Annotated in this window: 14 protein-coding genes; 13 read left to right on the top strand and 1 reads right to left on the bottom strand. The window is 62.8% G+C overall.

Annotated features, from left to right (window positions below; genetic code table 11):
* Positions 1 to 80: 80 nt before the first annotated feature.
* From IC757_RS02270 to IC757_RS02260, 3 genes are all read left to right on the top strand, one after another.
* Complete coding sequence (locus IC757_RS02270; RefSeq protein WP_190975788.1) at positions 81 to 1,976, top strand: winged helix-turn-helix domain-containing protein; 1,896 nt, start codon at positions 81 to 83, stop codon at positions 1,974 to 1,976.
* Positions 1,977 to 2,058: 82 nt separating this feature from the next.
* Positions 2,059 to 3,573, top strand: coding sequence for a flavin monoamine oxidase family protein (locus tag IC757_RS02265; RefSeq protein ID WP_190975787.1), 1,515 nt, complete (start codon positions 2,059 to 2,061; stop codon positions 3,571 to 3,573).
* Positions 3,574 to 3,606: 33 nt separating this feature from the next.
* Positions 3,607 to 4,224: an ECF-type sigma factor gene (locus tag IC757_RS02260; protein WP_190975786.1), complete on the top strand. Its 618-nt coding sequence runs from the start codon at positions 3,607 to 3,609 to the stop codon at positions 4,222 to 4,224.
* Here IC757_RS02260 and IC757_RS02255 read toward each other — a convergent pair.
* The gene (locus IC757_RS02255; RefSeq protein ID WP_190975785.1) at positions 4,196 to 5,344 is read right to left on the bottom strand and encodes a mechanosensitive ion channel family protein; all 1,149 of its coding nucleotides are present in this window, start codon (positions 5,342 to 5,344) and stop codon (positions 4,196 to 4,198) included. The two genes, IC757_RS02260 and IC757_RS02255, sit on opposite strands and share 29 nt — an antisense overlap.
* Before the next feature lie 534 nt (positions 5,345 to 5,878).
* On the opposite strand from IC757_RS02255, the gene rpsB reads away from it, so the two are divergent.
* The 10 genes from rpsB to lpxD all read left to right on the top strand — a co-directional run bounded on the left by rpsB (position 5,879) and on the right by lpxD (position 16,578).
* Positions 5,879 to 6,919, top strand: coding sequence for a 30S ribosomal protein S2 (gene rpsB, locus IC757_RS02250; RefSeq protein ID WP_190975784.1), 1,041 nt, complete (start codon positions 5,879 to 5,881; stop codon positions 6,917 to 6,919).
* A 31-nt stretch (positions 6,920 to 6,950) separates the two neighbouring features.
* Positions 6,951 to 7,817: a translation elongation factor Ts gene (gene tsf / locus IC757_RS02245; protein WP_190975783.1), complete on the top strand. Its 867-nt coding sequence runs from the start codon at positions 6,951 to 6,953 to the stop codon at positions 7,815 to 7,817.
* Positions 7,818 to 7,859: 42 nt separating this feature from the next.
* Positions 7,860 to 8,582, top strand: coding sequence for a UMP kinase (gene pyrH / locus IC757_RS02240; protein ID WP_223846326.1), 723 nt, complete (start codon positions 7,860 to 7,862; stop codon positions 8,580 to 8,582).
* A gap of 73 nt (positions 8,583 to 8,655) precedes the next feature.
* On the top strand, positions 8,656 to 9,213 hold the full coding sequence (frr, locus tag IC757_RS02235) for a ribosome recycling factor (RefSeq protein WP_190975781.1): 558 nt from the start codon (positions 8,656 to 8,658) through the stop codon (positions 9,211 to 9,213).
* A 3-nt stretch (positions 9,214 to 9,216) separates the two neighbouring features.
* Positions 9,217 to 9,945 (top strand): polyprenyl diphosphate synthase, encoded by a 729-nt coding sequence (uppS, locus tag IC757_RS02230; protein WP_190975780.1) that lies wholly within the window; start codon positions 9,217 to 9,219, stop codon positions 9,943 to 9,945.
* On the top strand, positions 9,938 to 10,750 hold the full coding sequence (locus IC757_RS02225) for a phosphatidate cytidylyltransferase (protein ID WP_190975779.1): 813 nt from the start codon (positions 9,938 to 9,940) through the stop codon (positions 10,748 to 10,750). Before uppS ends, IC757_RS02225 begins: the two co-directional genes overlap by 8 nt.
* Before the next feature lie 104 nt (positions 10,751 to 10,854).
* Complete coding sequence (gene rseP, locus IC757_RS02220; RefSeq protein WP_190975778.1) at positions 10,855 to 12,228, top strand: RIP metalloprotease RseP; 1,374 nt, start codon at positions 10,855 to 10,857, stop codon at positions 12,226 to 12,228.
* Between the two features lie 55 nt (positions 12,229 to 12,283).
* A complete protein-coding gene (bamA, locus tag IC757_RS02215; protein WP_190975777.1) occupies positions 12,284 to 14,722 on the top strand; it encodes an outer membrane protein assembly factor BamA in 2,439 nt (812 codons plus the stop codon).
* A gap of 25 nt (positions 14,723 to 14,747) precedes the next feature.
* Positions 14,748 to 15,326 carry an OmpH family outer membrane protein gene (locus IC757_RS02210; protein WP_190975776.1) on the top strand — a complete coding sequence of 193 codons (579 nt, stop codon included), beginning with the start codon at positions 14,748 to 14,750 and terminating at the stop codon, positions 15,324 to 15,326.
* Positions 15,327 to 15,567: 241 nt separating this feature from the next.
* The gene (gene lpxD, locus IC757_RS02205; protein WP_190975775.1) at positions 15,568 to 16,578 is read left to right on the top strand and encodes a UDP-3-O-(3-hydroxymyristoyl)glucosamine N-acyltransferase; all 1,011 of its coding nucleotides are present in this window, start codon (positions 15,568 to 15,570) and stop codon (positions 16,576 to 16,578) included.
* Positions 16,579 to 16,598 lie beyond the last annotated feature (20 nt).

Here is a 16,598-nt window from a genome sequence, read left to right as displayed (position 1 = left end):
GCAGGCCTGGCAGCCCGCAACATGGCGGTTCCTGCCCGGTGTTACACTCGAATGCAGGATCCATCACGGTTGGGGTTTATGTGAGCGATCTGGAACGCGGTTTCCAACTGGAAGACTGGGAAGTTCATCCCCAGCAGAACCTGCTGACCGGGCCGGCCGGAGAAGCCCACCTGACCCCTCGCTGCATGGATGTTCTGGCATTGCTGGCCAAGCGTGCCGGCGAGGTGGTTGACCGCGACGAGTTCAGCGTAAGCATCTGGCACCCCGTCATCGTCAGCGACGCCACGCTGACCCGTCACATCTCGATGCTCCGAAAACTGCTCGGCGACGAGACCGATCAACCTAGGTTCATCGAGACCATTCCCAAGCGCGGCTATCGGCTGGTGGCGACGGTTCGGCCATTACCCGCGGCGCCCGATCAGGAGCAAGCAGAGCCGGCTGCGCCGCATGCTCCAGGCGATCGCACACTTCATGCCCAACGCCGCACCCGACTGCCCGCACTGCTCGTGCTGCTGCTAGCACTGGGTGTGGCGGGCATGCTGACTTTCCTGCCGCGCGAAGCCGAGATCGAAGCCCCGTTATCAATCGCGGTCCTGCCGTTCGAGGCGTTCGGCGTGGAGCACGAAGAAGTGCTGACCGACGGCCTGCACCACGACCTGCTCACGCGCCTGTCGCTCATCGACGAGCTGCGGGTCATTTCCAGGACCTCGGTCAAGCGCTACCGCGACTCCGTGCTCCCGATTACGGAGATTGCAGCCGAACTGGGGGTGCAGTGGGTCGTGGAAGGCGCGGTGCAGAGGGAAGGCGACGAGATCCAGGTCAATGCCCAGCTGATCGACGGAGCCAGCGATACCCACATCTGGGCAAGAACCTATCGACACGACCTGAATGCAGAGAACCTCTTTGCCATTCAAACCGACATCGTCGAGGACATCGCCGCATCCCTGGCCCCAAAACTCAGTACGGCCGAGAAGGAGCAGGACCATACGGCGCCGACCAGGAACCTGGCCGCCTACACCCTGACCCATCAGGGCCAGGCCTATCTCAGGGCCCAAGATGAAGAAGCGGCCGAACAGGCCCTGGCATTCTTTCGCAAGGCCATAGAACAGGATCCCGACTATGCACTGGCCTGGGTCGGCCTGGCCAATGCACTCGGCACACTGCATGACTATGGCTACCGCCCACTCGAGGAAGTCAAGCCCGAGGCCGAGGCCGCCATCCAGCGGGCAAAGGAACTGGACCCCAACCTTCCCGAAGTGCATGTGTCACTGGCCGGACTTTACGCTGCGCGCGGTAACAGGCCGAAGGCGAACCGATTCTTGCGGCGAGCCATCACGCTGGGTCCCAGCCATGCAAAAGCTCACAGTCACCTGAGCTGGAACTACCAGTTGACCGGCATGACTGTCGAGGCACTGGACAGCGCCCGTAAGGCCGTGGAACTCGACCCGTTTTCGCAGGAGGCACAGACCAACCTCGTCGGTGCCCTGATGGCCAATGGTCGCTACCCGGAAGCACTGCAACAGGCCCGTGACATGGAGGCACAAGCGCTGCCCTACCTCGACAATTTCTACAAGGGGCTGGTGCTCTACTTCAAGGGCCGATACCGCGACGCCATCGGCACACTGGAACCGATGGAGGTTGCCTGGGCCGGCGGCGGCACCCGGGCGGTCCGGGCACTGGCACATGTCGAGCTGGGAGAACGGCAACAGGCTCAAGCGCTGCATGATGAGCTGCTAGAACTCGACTACCATTTCTCCGCCGGACTGGTGCTGGCTGCCCTGGGCGAGATCGAGGCGGCGTTTGCCACCTTCGATCAGATCGAACAATGGGGCCACTGGCCTGCGCTGGCGATGAACCTCTACGGCGACGTGCTGATACCCGACGAACTGCTCGATGACGCGCGCTTCGAAGCACTGCAGTCCGATCTATGGCAACAGCAGGGCCTGGACGATGCGAGTCACCTCCCCGAAGCCTGACAGACATATGTGATCACTGGCGCGAGCAGGACCGGCTTGCTAGGATGCGTGATGCACATCACACCTTGAGGCTGGAGGGAGCATGGCCAGGCAACGGATCGTTTTCGAGAGGGACCGGCGTCGATTTCTCAAGCAGGCCACCATCGGGGCCGGGCTGGTCGCGGGCGGCCTGCTCCTGCCCGGCACGCTGGTGGCGAGCGGAAGAAATGGCAATGGTCAGGCACGTATCGTTGTCATCGGTGCCGGCATGGCCGGCCTGGCGGCGGCACGTGAACTGGAAGCCGCCGGGCACCGGGTCGATATCGTCGAGGCCCGCGACCGACCGGGCGGGCGCGTTCATACGCTGCGCGATCCCTTTTCCGATGGCCTGCATGCCGAAGCCGGCGCCGTTGCCCTGTCCTCCAGCTATACGGTGGCCAACCGCTATATCGACGAGCTGGGGCTGGAACGGGCCGACTGGGCCATGCCCGAGCTCAAGCCGCTCTTCCATCTGCGCGGAGAGCGGATCGTGCTCGATCCGTCCAATCCGCCCGAGTGGCCCTTTGAACTGACCGAAGAGGAGAGAAAGCTGGGGCCGCAGGGTGTCGTCGAGCGCTACATCCTCGAACACCTGCCCGAGGGCATCAGCGACGAGACCCGCTGGCGGGATGACCCCATGCTGGCACTCGACCAGATGACCCTGGCCGAGTTCATGCGTGAAAACGGGGCATCTGCAGGGGCCGTGGCGCTGGTCGGCGCCACGCAATGGTTCGGTGCTTTCATCGATTCCGGATCGATGCTGGCCTCTGCCATGTCCAGTTTCGGCCTGTTCGGCGCCGGCGCCCCGTTCCTGATCGCCGGCGGCAACGACCGCCTGCCGCGCGCCCTGGCCGAGCACATGCAGGGCAAGATTCACTACGGGCACGAGGCAATGGCCATCGAACAGGACGAATCCGGCGCAAGGGTCCATGCCCGGCACGGTGATGATGCCGTCACGTTCGAATGCGACCACATCGTGTGCACGGCGCCGGCACCGGTCGTTCGCGGATTCGATTTCAGCCCGGCCCTGCCCCGGGCCCAGCGCACGGCGATCGAGGGCATTGACTATGCCGACACCGTGCGCACCTATTTCGAGGTTGATCGGGGATTCTGGTATGACGAGGGCGTGGCGGGCACGGCGATGACCGACCTGCCGATCGAGGAAGTAGCCGTGCAGCCCTACTCGCGTGCCGGTAGTGCGGACACATCGGCCGTGCTCGAAAGTCACGTGCGAGGTGGCGGGTCGCAACCGCTCATCGACCGGGGAGACGGACTGGTCGACTACGTGCTCGGTCAGATCGAAAAGGTTCACCCGCAGGTTCGCGATCACGCCGGCGAGGGATTCCACCTGCACTGGGGCGGCGACCCCCATGCCCTTGGCGCCTACTCGGTACCCGCACCGGGCCAGATCAGCCGATACCTGCCGGCTCTTGGCCAGGCCCACGGACGGGTACACTTCGCCGGAGAGCACACCTCGATTCTCAGTGCCACCATCGAGGGCGCCCTGCGCTCGGGCGTTCGTGCAGCCGCCGAGGTGAACCAGGCCATGTCGCGCCAACATGCCCGGGCGTCCTGGTGAGCAGAGCCACGAGCAGGCAGGATGCTATTCTGAATGGCCCACGATCCCGGAAGCCGGGCCTACAACATGAACAGGCAAGATGACGATCACCGGACCCAGGTTACCCAGCTACTCGAGCGGCTGGGCAGTGGCTCCGGTTCGCTGGAGCGCCTGGCCGAGGTGGTCTACGAGGACATTCACCGGCTGGCCCATTTCCAACGCTACCAGATGCAGGCAGGCGAAACCCTGCGTACCACCGCGCTGGTCAATGAAGCTTTCCTGAAAGTCTTTCGAGAGGACGCCCAGTCATCCATCAGCAACCGTCAGCACCTGATGCGCCTGATGGCGATCGCCATTCGTCAGATTATCGTCGACCATGCCCGGCGCCACCTTGCACAGAAGCGCGGTGGCAATGCCATTCACATCGAGCTCGACGAGAGCCAGGTGGCGGCCAGCCACGAAGACGCGGCCCGCGTGCTGGACATGGAGGCTGCGATCGAGCGCCTGGGCGAGATGGATGAGCAGTTGAGCGTGCTGGTGTCCGCCCGCTTCTTTGCCGGCTATTCCACTGACGAACTGGCAGAACTGACCGGCGTGTCACGCAGAACGGTACAGCGTCAATTGCAACGCGCCAATGCCTGGCTCAGGTTTGAGCTCGATGGGGGTCGGTAGCTTCCACCGTGGCTGGTTGACCCGAATCGCGCATCCAGACATCGCGCTGCGGGAACGGGATCTCTATGCCTTCCCGGTTGAGCTCCTTGTATATCTGCATGTAGAGCTCGTGCGTAACCCGTCCGCGGTCGGCCGGGTGATCGACCCAGCAAAGCAGCTCGAAATCCAGGCTGGAATCGCCGAATCCTCGCATGCGAACTCGCGGGTCGGGGTCCTTGCAGACCGTGTCGTGTTCGCCAGCCACGCGCACCAGCAAGTCAACGACCTGATCGACGTCCGACCCATAGGCCACCCCAACTTTGAGCCGAATACGGAACTTGACCCAGCGCCCGCCCGACTCGTTGTAGATCTTGGCATTGGCCATCTCGGAGTTGGGCACGGTGATCTCGACATCATCGCGGGTGAGCAGGCGGGTCGAGCGAATGCCCACCTTGGTGATTTCGCCGCGGTCGCCGGTGTCCAGTACGATGTAGTCCCCCAGCTTGTAGGGTGCATCGGCAATGATGAAGAATCCGGCGAACAAGTTGGCCAGGGTGTCGCGGGCGGCAAAACCCACCGCAATGCCGATGACGCCGGCCGAGGCCAACCAGGCCGTGGCGTCGATATTCCACACCTGCAGCAGGGCATAGGCCGCGATGGCGATGATGATCACCGTCAGCACCAGGTCGAACAGCGGAATGGTGCGCTCCTCGACAATGGCGAAGCGGTCGCGCACCAGGCTGAGAATTTCCAGGCCGACGTGAGCCGCGCGCATGGCCGATTTCATCAACCGCAGAATCAGCAGGCTAAGCAGAATGCGAACAATGATCTGCTCGACACGCTCTGGCAGCCCCAGGACCTGGACGGCCAGGACCACGGCCAGGTAGGCCACTATCAAGGCGGCCACGTTGGCCGCAATACGCAGCAGCTTCTGATCCAGACTGGCACTGGTGCGAGAGGTCAGCCTGGCCCCGGAATGCAGCACGATGGCGCGGCCGATGATCGCCAGACCGACACCGACAATCACAATCGCCAGAGACAGCATCAAGGGGAACGCGGCCAGAAGATCCCAACTCCCCTCCAGCCATCCCGGCAGCCATTCCGGACTCTCGGTCAGCTGGATATCGTTTCCCTCGTTCATGCCTGCTCCCTCGGTCGGGCAATTGTTTTGCCGGATACGGATAAGTTAACGGAATTGGCGGGGGCTGCCAAATGGGGGGGGGTTAGTGTGAAGTGTGAAGGGGCGGGCTTGCGGATGGGGTGGGGGAGGTCCGGCCGGTCTGGCTTGCGGCGAGAGGAGGTGGTGTTGGGTGTTAGGTGTTAGGTGCCGACCCGACGCCAACTCACTGTTTCTTAACACTTAACACTTAACACTTAACACTTCACACTTCACACTTCACACTTCACACTTCACACTTCACTCTTCCCACTCACCCCCTTCCCCATTGCCCCAACCCTCCGATTTCCGGTACAATAGTCCGGATTTGCCCGCCAACCTTGGCGTGGCAAACCAAAAACACACGCTGGTCGGCACATGCGGCGGGGTTGTCCGGGCCTTGGGGTTGCGGATGGTCGCATGGGATCAGCGGAGGCCAAAACCCCGGACAATGCGCTTCTCCGATTCCACCCGTATTCGACGGGGTGGCGCTGCGTCCCTGGAAAAAGGAGCATTACCATGCCCAATGTCACCATGCGCCAGATGCTTGAAGCCGGCGTGCATTTCGGTCACCAGACCCGCTACTGGAACCCGAAGATGGAACCCTACATCTTTGGCGCCCGTGGCAAGATCCACATCATCAACCTCGAAGAAACCCTGCCGCTGCTCAAGGAATCGCTCGATTTCCTCAGCCGCATGGCCAGCCGTCGCGGCACGATCATGTTCGTCGGCACCAAGCGCGCAGCCAGCCAGTCAATTGCCGAGGAAGCCCAGCGCTGCGGCATGCCGTACGTTTCGCACCGCTGGCTTGGCGGCATGATGACCAACTTCCGTACCGTGCGTGGCTCCATCAACCGCCTCAAGGAACTGGAGGAGATGGAGACCGACGGCACCTTCGAGAAACTGGTCAAGAAGGAAGTTCTGGAACTGACGCGCGAGCGTGACAAGCTCGAGCGCAGCCTCGGCGGCATCAAGGACATGAATGCCCTGCCCGACGCGATGTTCGTCATCGATGTCGGCCACGAGGACATTGCCATCAAGGAAGCCCGCAAGCTGGGCATTCCCGTCGTGGCCGTGGTGGACACCAACCACAACCCCGACAAGATCGACTACGTGATCCCGGGCAACGACGATGCCATTCGCGCCATTCGTCTCTACGCCCAGTTGGCTGCCGATGCCATTCTGGAAGGCCGCGCCTCGGCCCCGCTGCCGGAAGACGGCAACGACGACGAGTTTGTCGAGCTCGACGAGGAAGGCAACCCGATCGAATCGAAGCCGGCCAGCAAGAAGACGGCCAAGAAGAAAACCACCAAGGCGACCAAGAAAACCGCCAAGAAGAAGGCTGCCGCCAAGCCGGCCGAGGGCAAGGATGAGGCCGAGGCCGAGCCCGCACCAGAAGCCGAAGCCGCTGCCGCCGACGAGACCGAAGCCAAGGCCGAGCCGGAAGCGGACGCTGCCCCCAAGAAGGTGAGCAAGAAGAAAGCCGCCAAAAAGAAGGCGACCAAGAAAAAAGCCGCCAAGAAAACCGCAGCCAAGTCCGATGACGGCGACGAGTCCTGATCCACCGAATCTGCAAGGAGCCCGAACAGCAATGAGCATTACTGCAGCACAAGTCAAGGAATTGCGTGAGCGCACCGGCGCCGGCATGATGGAGTGCAAGAAGGCGCTGGTCGAAACCGGCGGCGACATGGATGCCGCCATCGAACACCTGCGCAAGTCCGGCCTGGCCAAGGCCGACAAGAAGTCCGGACGGGTCGCGGCCGAGGGCGTTGTGGTCTCCGCATCGCGCGGTGACCAGGCCGTTCTGGTCGAGATCAACTGCGAAACCGACTTTGTCGCCAAGGACGACAACTTCCGCCGCTTCGCCGACCAGGTAGCCGAACTGGCGCTGGACCACGACGAGGTCGACGCGCTGCTCCAGGCCGACCTGGACGGCGGCCAGTCAGTGGAGGATACGCGTCAGCAGCTGGTGGCCAAGCTGGGTGAGAATATCCAGGTTCGTCGCATGGCCCACATGAAGTCCGATGGCGCCCTGGGTGCCTACATCCACGGTGGGCGCATCGGCGTGCTGGTCGGTGTTGAAGGTGCCGATGAAGCGCTGGCGCGCGACATTGCCATGCATGTCGCCGCGCTCAACCCGGCCTACCGCGACGCCGAGGATGTTCCGGCCGACGTGATCGAGAAAGAAAAGCAGGTCCTGGTGGCCCAGGCCGAAGACAGCGGCAAGCCCCCGGAAATCATCGAGAAGATGGTCACCGGACGGCTGAAGAAGCACCTGGCCGAAATCACCCTGACCGGACAGCCGTTCGTCAAGGACGGCGATGTCACGGTCGGCAAACTGCTCTCGGGCCAGGGCGCCAGCGTCTCCGGCTTTGTTCGCCTGGAGGTTGGTGAAGGCATCGAAAAGGAAGAAGCCGATTTTGCCGCCGAAGTGATGGAGCAGGCCCGCGGCAACTGAGCCGACAATGACTCCAACCACCCGGCACGCCTTGCAAGGAGACTGACAGTGAACGAGACCAACGGCTATAAACGCGTCCTCCTCAAGATCAGCGGCGAGGCCCTGCTGGGTGAACTCGACTACGGCATCGACCCCAAGGTCAGTTCGCGGATCGCCCGCGAAGTGGCCGAGGTGGTCGGTGCCGGCGTCCAGATCGGCGTAGTCATCGGGGGCGGCAACATCTTCCGAGGCAAGGGCCTGGCCGCTTCCGGCATCGATCGCATCACCGGCGATCACATGGGCATGCTGGCCACGGTCATGAATGCCCTGGGGCTTCAGGACGCACTGGAACGGGCCGGCGTAACCACCCGCGTCATGTCGGCCATTTCGGTGCGCGAGGTCTGCGAGGACTATATCCGCAGGCGCGCCGTGCGCCATCTTCAGAAAGGTCGCGCCGTCATCTTTGCTGCCGGCACCGGCAATCCGTTTTTCACCACCGACACGGCGGCCAGCCTGCGCGCCATCGAAATCGGCGCCGACCTGATGATCAAGGCCACCAAGGTTGACGGCATCTACACCGACGATCCGGTCAAGAATGCCGATGCCACGCGCTATGACCGCATTACCTACGACGAGGTCATCGAGCGCAAGCTCGAAGTCATGGACACGAACGCCATCGTGCTGTGCCGCGATCAGTCGATGCCGATTCGGATCGTCAACCTCAGTCGTGCCGGGGAGCTGGGCCGGGTCATTCGCGGCGAACACGTCGGCACGCTGGTCAGCTGAAGTCCGGGCCGGCTACAATCTGCGGCCAGTACCCGCTCCCAACTGACGCTGAACGCATATAACGAGGTGATTCATGCTCGATGACATCAAGAAAGACGCCGATGCACGCATGGGCAAAAGTGTGACCGCCCTGAAGTCGGAACTGGCCCGAATTCGCACCGGACGTGCTCATCCCAGCCTGCTGGAACATATCACCGTGGACTACTACGGGTCCGAGGTGCCACTCAACCAGGCTGCCAATGTCACTGTCGAGGATGCCCGCACCCTGAGCGTGGTGCCCTTCGACAGGTCCATGATCGGCAAGATCGAAAAGGCGATCATGACCTCCGATCTCGGCCTCAACCCCACTACCGCCGGCACCAATATTCGCGTGCCGCTGCCGGTGCTGACCGAGGAACGCCGCCAGGAGCTGGCCAAGGTCGTTCATGCCGAGGGGGAGCAGGCCAAGATCGCCATTCGCAACATCCGGCGTGACGCCAATACCCAGCTCAAGGACTTCCACAAGGACAAGGAGCTGACCGAGGACGATGTACGGCGCGGCGAGACTCTCATCCAGCAGATCACTGATCAGCACGTCGATGAAGTCGACAAGCTGGTTGCGGGCAAGGAACAGGAGTTGATGGAAATCTGATCGGTGAGCACTCCCGACCCATTGCCACATCACATCGCCATCATCATGGATGGCAACGGGCGCTGGGCGCTCCGCCAGGGGCGCCCGCGTACTGATGGGCACGAGGCCGGGAGTGATGCGCTGAAACGAACCATCGAATCAGCGCTCCGGCACGGCATTCCGTTGCTGACTGTATACGCTTTTTCCAGCGAGAACTGGCGGCGCCCGAGAAGCGAGGTTCGCAAACTGCTTGAGCTGTTCCTGCGCGCCCTGAACCGGGAGGTGCGGGAACTGAATGAAAACGGGGTGCGAATTCGCTTTGTAGGCAACCGGTCCGCCTTCAACCCGGCCTTGCGCGATGGCATGCTGCGGGCCGAAAAGCAGACCGCCGACAACCAGGCATTGTTGCTCAACGTGGCGGTGAACTACGGCGGCCATGATGACATCGCACGGGCCGCCCGCCACCTGGCCGCTGCCGTCGAGCGCGGAGAGCTGTCCAGCAGCCAGATCGATATAGAGCGCTTTGGTGCCGAGTTGGCCCTGGGCAAGCTGCCGGCGCCCGACCTGTTCATTCGCACTGGCGGCGAGCGTCGCCTGTCGAATTTCCTGCCCTGGGAACTGGCCTACACCGAACTGTATTTCACCGATGTACTCTGGCCCGACTTTGGCGTGGAACACTTCGAGGCAGCACTGGCCGACTTCGCCAACCGCGAACGCCGCTTCGGCGGACTGGGCCAGGTCCGCCATGCTTAAACAACGCATCGCCACCGCGTTGGTACTCGCGACGGTCGGTCTGGCCGCGCTGTTTTACCTGCCACCCGTCACCTTTGCCATTGCCGCCGCACTGCTTCTGGCTGGCGCAGGAGGCTGGGAGGCTGCCCGGCTAGCCGGACTGGATGGACCGGTTGCGCGCCTGGCCGTCGCCCTGGCCTTGTTGTCGGCATGCCTGGCCCTGTACCTGCTGCTGCCAGCCGAGCACACCCGGACCGTGCTGGCCATTGCAGCCTGCCTCTGGCTTGTCAACGCGGCCTGGCTGGCCAGACCCGCCCTGGCACGCGAAGGGGGCCGACCCGCCATCGCCGTCAAACTCATCGTTGTAGCCATCATGATGCCGGCGGCATGGCTGTCGCTGGCCTGGTTGCAGGCGAGCTCGCCCTGGCTGGTGGTCATGCTGCTGATCCTGATCGCCGCGGCCGATACCAGCGCCTATTTCACCGGTCGCCGGCTCGGTGGCCCCAAGCTGGCTCCCTCCATCAGCCCGGGCAAGACCTGGTCAGGCGCCATCGGCGGGCTGACCGGAGCCATGTTGCTGACGGCCGTCAGCGCGTGGCTGCTGCCCGACAACCCCTTCCATCCACTCACGGGCGCCTTGCTCGGCCTGGCACTCGGCGCCATCTCGATCGTCGGCGACCTGTTTGTCAGCCTGCTCAAGCGCCAGCGCGGCATCAAGGACACATCCAACCTGCTGCCGGGGCACGGTGGCATCCTGGACCGATTTGACAGCCTGACGGCTGCCCTTCCGTTTTTCGCCCTGGCCGTGATGCTCTGGGGCCACTGATTGACGACCTCATTGGCATCGCCCCCTTTTTCGAAGCGTCAGCCTTTAAAATACGCGACTGGCCGGGGAATTCCGGCCCAACCGCAGGAGTCTGAAACAACAGCATGATGGACATTCTCGGACCCATTCTGTGGCTGGTGGTCGCCCTTGGCATCCTGATCACCTTCCATGAATTCGGCCACTTCTGGGTGGCCCGGCGCTGCGGTGTGCGCGTACTGCGCTTTTCGGTCGGCTTTGGCCCGGCGCTGTGGTCGCGCACCGCCGGCAGCGGCACCGAGTATCGTATTGCCGCCATTCCCCTGGGTGGGTACGTCAAAATGCTTGACGAGCGCGAGGGGCCGGTGCCGGAACACGAGCGCCATCGGGCCTTCAACCGGCAATCTCTCGGTCAGCGTACCGCCATCGTCGCGGCGGGTCCGGTGTTCAACCTCATATTTGCCCTCGCCGCTTTCTGGCTGATGTTTGTCGTCGGCATTCCGGAGACACGGCCGGTGGTTGGACAGACCAGCGGCATTGCCGCTGAAGCCGGCCTGGAAGAGGGCGACCTGATCAAGCAGGTCGGCACCCGCAAGACCGAGACCTGGACCCACGTTCTGCTCGGCCTGATCCCGCCAGCGCTGGATCGTCGCCCGACCCCCTTATCGCTTGAGCGACCCGATGGTCAGCACCGTGATGTCATGCTGGAGCTGGGACAGCTCGGTGCGGATTTCGAGGAAGAGCGCGCGCTGGATCACATCGGCATTACCCCGTGGCAACCCGACCTCGCGCCGCTGATCGGCGAAGTGGCGCCCGACACGCCGGCCGAGCAGGCCGGCCTTCGGGCCGGCGACAGAATCGTCGCCATCGGGGGTGACAGCGTATCCGGGTGGCGCGACATTGCCCGACTCATTCCCGAACACGGCGTGGATGAATCCGGCCAGCCCCGCGAGATGACTGTGGACATCGAACGCAACGGCATTCGACTCGAGCACCGCATCCAGCCCGATATCAGCGGCGGGCGCCCGGTGATCGGCATTCAGGCCGGCGAACCGGATGCCGCGACCCAGGCCCTGATGGAGCGGGCCTTCACGATATTGCGTCACGACCCGGCCAGCGCCCTGGGAGAGGCTTTCGGCGAAACCTGGCGCCTGACCACGGCCACGCTGGGAATCCTGGGACGGATGATCACCGGCAACGCCAGCCTGTCGAATCTGGCCGGCCCGATCACCATCGCCCAGATGGCTCACTCCTCGGCCCTGCTGGGCTTTTCCAGATTCCTGTTTTTCCTGGGGTTAATCAGCCTGTCCCTGGCCATCATCAACCTGCTGCCCATCCCCATGCTGGATGGCGGCCACCTGATGTATTACCTTGTGGAGTTGATCAAGGGGTCGCCGGTATCCGAGCAAGCTCAGATAGCCGGTCAGTATATCGGCCTGATGCTGGTCATCGCGCTGATGAGTCTGGCGATATTTAACGACATCTTACGTCTGATCCCCTAAACTGCGCCATTTGGCCAGCCGCCCGTCATACCAACCAGAAGCACTTCCTACATTTATGAAACGATTGTTTCTCCTGCTACTGCTGATCGCCGTTTTCTCTGCCGCGCACGGCGAGAACTTTCAGATTTCCGACATTCGCGTCGAAGGACTGCAACGCATCTCCGAAGGCACGGTGTTCAGCTTCATCCCTGTCGAAGTAGGCGACACACTGACCTCGTCGCTGTCGCGCAGCACCATCCGCGACCTGTACCGGACCGGCTTTTTCGATGACATCAGCCTGAAGCGCGATGGCGAAGTGCTGGTCATCAGCGTCACCGAGCGACCCGCCATCACCCGGATCCAGATCGAGGGCAACCGCCAGATCAGCGACGACGACCTGATGCCAGCCCTGGCCAGCATCGGCATTGCCGAGGGCGAGATCTTCAACGAGATGGAGCTGGAGCGTGTTCGGCACGAGTTGATTCAACAGTATTTCAGCCGCGGCCACTATGCCGTGCGGGTCGAAACAAACGCCGAGCGCCTTGAACGCAACCGGGTGCGCCTGTCGATCGACATTCACGAAGGCAGCCAGGCTAGGATCCGGCACATCAACATCGTCGGCAACGAAACCTACAGCGAAAGTGAATTGCGCGAGGATTTCGAGTCACACACGACGCGTGGCCTGATGTTCTGGCGTGGACGCAACCAGTACACCCGCGAGAAGCTCTCTGGCGACATGGAAGTGCTGCGATCGTTCTATCTCGACCGCGGCTACATGGACTTTTCGATTGAATCCACCCAGGTCTCGGTCAGCCCGGACCGTCAGGACATCTTCGTCACTGCCAATATTCGCGAGGGCGAGGTCTACACCGTAAGCGACATCCAGGTCACCGGCGAGCTGGTGCTCGACGAGGAAATGCTGCGCCGCCTGATCACCCTGGAGGCCGGCGAAACCTTCTCGCGCCGCAAGATCGAACAGAGCATCGACAACATTACCGCCGTGCTGGCCAACATCGGTTACGCCTTCGCCGACGTCAACCCGGTGCCTTCCATCGACCGGGAGTCGCGGGAAGCGGAGATCAACTTCTACATCGATCCCGGCCATCGCGTATATGTCCGGCGCATCGAGTTTAGGGGCAACACCAACACCAAGGACGAGGTACTGCGGCGGGAAATGCGCCAGTTCGAAGGGGCATGGTTCTCGCAAAGCGCAGTGGACCGGTCGCGAATTCGCCTGCAGCGCCTGGGCTTCTTCGACAACGTCAACATCGAGACCCCGAAGGTCGAGGGCAGTGATGACGAGATCGACATTATCGTCAATGTCGAGGAAGTGCCTTCCGGAAGCTTCCAGATTGGACTCGGGTACTCTCAGTTGCAGGGCGTCATCGCCTCGATGTCTATCGAGCAGAACAACTTTCTCGGTACCGGCCGCCAGGTCGGTCTCAACCTGAGCCGTTCCAGCATTCTGACGCAGGTCGGCGTCAACTACACCAACCCCTACTACACCGACGACGGTGTTTCACGCGGCTTTTTCGCCCGCTACACCGAATTCGATCAGGGTCGCGCCAATATCTCGGCATTCAACACCAGCCAGGCCGCCGGCGGGGTGAACTTCGGATTTCCGGTCACCGAGATCGACTTTTTCCGTCTCGGCGCTTCGGCTTCGCGGGTGGAGATCAACATGCCGCGTCAGCTTGTGCCGGTCGACCCCGACGACCCCGACAGCCCGCTCGAGATGCGCATGCCGGCCACCCGCCCCCTGGGTATCACCCTGGACGAGGACGGCGACGGATTCCTGTCACGCAGCGAGCGCCGCCTGACCCTGTACCGTCTCGACGGCACATGGTCGCGCGACAGTCGCAATCATTTTCTCAATCCCACCCGCGGTTCGCTGCACCGGCTGGGTGCTGAAGTCAGCCTGCCGGGTAGTTCCCGGGAGTTCTACAAGCTCAACTATCGCTTCCGCCGTTACTGGCCCATCGGCAACCGGATGGCATTCAGCCTGCACGGCGATGTCGCCTATGGCGATGCCTACGACGACTGGGATGAACGCCTCGACATCGAGGAAATCGAACCGGAGCGTCACCCCAACGCGCGCGTCCAGTGTCAGGAAGACGAGATCGTGACTTCCGACCGCGGACTGCCGTTCTACGAGCACTTCTTCGGCGGCGGTGTGCGCGACATTCGTGGCTTCAATGACAACACCCTTGGTCCCAAGGACGAGTTCTGCCAGGCTGTCGGCGGCGACTTCAAGGTGACCGGCGGCCTCGAACTGGCGTTTCCGCTGCCCTTTGGCGATGCGGGCGGCACTCGCCTGGCCTGGTTCGTCGATGTCGGCAACGTCTATCGTGATTTCGACGATTTCGACGCCGACCGCTTGCGTGCCTCGACCGGTTTGTCCCTGAGCTGGCAAGCACCGGTCGGTCCGATTATCATCAACGTGGCCACGCCGCTGAAGCAACGTGACGGTGACGACACCCAGGTACTGCAGTTCGCCTTCGGCAGGACGTTCTGAAGCACCCTCGAAAAAGAGGCTGGACATGACCGGACCCGGACAGCAACAGCACCGGAAGAGCACAGCCGCCGGCCACCGGCCGGTGCGGCTGCTGGCCGGGCTGGTACTGTGCTGCTTGCTGTGGCTGCCTGCCATGGCCGACAGTGTGCGCATCGGTTATGTCGACATGAAACGCCTGTTCGACACCATGCCGCACCTGGTGGCCGCGCGCGAGGAGCTGGACCGGGAGTTCAGGCCACGCAACGAGGCGCTGCTCAGCGACGAGGCCGAACTCGAGCGCATGCAGCGTGAGCTGAGCGACAGTCCGGCGCTGGACGAGCAACAGCGCGTTCAGCGCGAACGCGAAATCAACAACATGCGCCGCTCCATCGAGCGCCGGCGCGAGGACCTGGTCGAGGAGATCCGTTTCCGGACCAACGCCAAGACCGAGGCCTTGCGCGAAACCATCGATGTTGCGGTGCGCGAAATCGCCCGCGAAGAGGGCTACGACCTGGTGCTGAGCAATCCGGTCGCCTACGCGTCCGACACAGTCGACATCACGAAGCAGGTACTCGAATGGCTGGAAGACGACTTCGGTTCCGGCGACAATCAGCGCGACCCCTAGTGGGCCATGCGGTTAATGAGGTAACACTCAGCCGTCGCACAAGTGTCGTGGGCAAGGCGCGCGAGCGCAGGACTGGCCGTCGCCAATTCAAGCGAGCGGAACACGTGCAGCGGCTCCACTCGCAAGGCTTCATTCGCTACGCGAAAGTCGCCATGCGGTTTCGCCTGCCCTGCCCACGGCACTTGTGCGACGGCTGAGTGTTACCTTATTAACCGCATGGCCCACTAGTCTGATCAGCTGCATGCCCACTTACTCCATCGCACAACTGGCCCGGCGTTTCGATCTGACGTTGCGCGGCGACCCCGACTACCGGATCAGCGGGCTGGCCACCCTGTCGGCCGCCGGCCCGGATGATGTCGGATTTCTCGCCAACGCAGCCTATGCCCGGGAACTGGGCAACTGCCGCGCCGGGGTTCTGATCCTGTCTGAACCCATGCTGGAGCGCTGGACGGGCAACGCATTGATCACCTCCAACCCCTATGCCGCCTGGGCCCGGATTGCCACGCTGATGTCGACACGGCCCAGCGAGCCTGCCGGCGTGCATGACAGCGCCTGGATCGACCCCGGGGCCGATATCCATACCGATGCCACCATCGGTCCGCAATGCAGTATCGGGCCGGGCTGTAGCATCGGCCCGGGAGCGGTTGTCGGACCGGGCTGCGTGCTCGAGGAAAATGTCAGGATGGGTGCGGGTTCGCGCCTGGTCGGGCGCGTCTTTCTGGGCCGGGACGTGAATCTGGGCGAACGCGTCATTGTCCACCCCGGCGCCGTCATTGGCGCCGACGGCTTCGGGCTGGCACTCGACAAGGGCCGGTGGCTGAAGGTGCCGCAAATGGGCAGCGTGCGCATTGGCGACGACTGCGAGATCGGCGCCAACACCACCATAGACCGGGGCGCCATCGAGGACACGGTTCTGGAAGAGGATGTCCGCCTGGATAACCAGGTCCAGATCGCGCACAATGTGCGCATCGGGGCGCATACCGCCATTGCCGGTTGCACGGGCATTGCCGGATCCACGCATATCGGTCGTCATTGCATGATTGCAGGAGCATGTGGCATTGGCGGCCACCTGAGCATCTGCGATCAGGTGATCGTCACCGCCATGAGCACCGTACTCGACTCGATTGATGAGCCGGGAGAGTACGGGTCCGGCATCCCGGCCCGCCCCCATTCAAAATGGAAGCGCATTCTCGTGCGCCTCGGTCAGCTCGACGACTGGGCGCGGCGCCTGCGCAAAATCGAAAACAACTGAATCAATCGCAGGGAAACCCC

Origin of the sequence: Wenzhouxiangella sp. AB-CW3 (assembly GCF_014725735.1) — a bacterium.
In the GTDB taxonomy this organism is placed as follows: Bacteria; Pseudomonadota; Gammaproteobacteria; order Xanthomonadales; family Wenzhouxiangellaceae; genus Wenzhouxiangella.
The sequence above is the reverse complement of the archived record's forward strand: the minus strand, read 5'-3'. Positions and strand labels throughout refer to the sequence as shown.

What these genes read in the sequence shown, in the direction of transcription:
- bamA (WP_190975777.1), top strand. Translation starts at nt 12,284, where the DNA reads ATGAAACGATTGTTTCTCCTGCTACTGCTGATCGCCGTTTTCTCTGCC.
- IC757_RS02255 (WP_190975785.1), bottom strand. Translation starts at nt 5,344, where the DNA reads ATGAACGAGGGAAACGATATCCAGCTGACCGAGAGTCCGGAATGGCTG.
- rseP (WP_190975778.1), top strand. Translation starts at nt 10,855, where the DNA reads ATGATGGACATTCTCGGACCCATTCTGTGGCTGGTGGTCGCCCTTGGC.
- rpsB (WP_190975784.1), top strand. Translation starts at nt 5,879, where the DNA reads ATGCCCAATGTCACCATGCGCCAGATGCTTGAAGCCGGCGTGCATTTC.
- frr (WP_190975781.1), top strand. Translation starts at nt 8,656, where the DNA reads ATGCTCGATGACATCAAGAAAGACGCCGATGCACGCATGGGCAAAAGT.
- IC757_RS02260 (WP_190975786.1), top strand. Translation starts at nt 3,607, where the DNA reads ATGGCCCACGATCCCGGAAGCCGGGCCTACAACATGAACAGGCAAGAT.
- IC757_RS02210 (WP_190975776.1), top strand. Translation starts at nt 14,748, where the DNA reads ATGACCGGACCCGGACAGCAACAGCACCGGAAGAGCACAGCCGCCGGC.
- tsf (WP_190975783.1), top strand. Translation starts at nt 6,951, where the DNA reads ATGAGCATTACTGCAGCACAAGTCAAGGAATTGCGTGAGCGCACCGGC.
- lpxD (WP_190975775.1), top strand. Translation starts at nt 15,568, where the DNA reads ATGCCCACTTACTCCATCGCACAACTGGCCCGGCGTTTCGATCTGACG.
- IC757_RS02265 (WP_190975787.1), top strand. Translation starts at nt 2,059, where the DNA reads ATGGCCAGGCAACGGATCGTTTTCGAGAGGGACCGGCGTCGATTTCTC.
- IC757_RS02225 (WP_190975779.1), top strand. Translation starts at nt 9,938, where the DNA reads ATGCTTAAACAACGCATCGCCACCGCGTTGGTACTCGCGACGGTCGGT.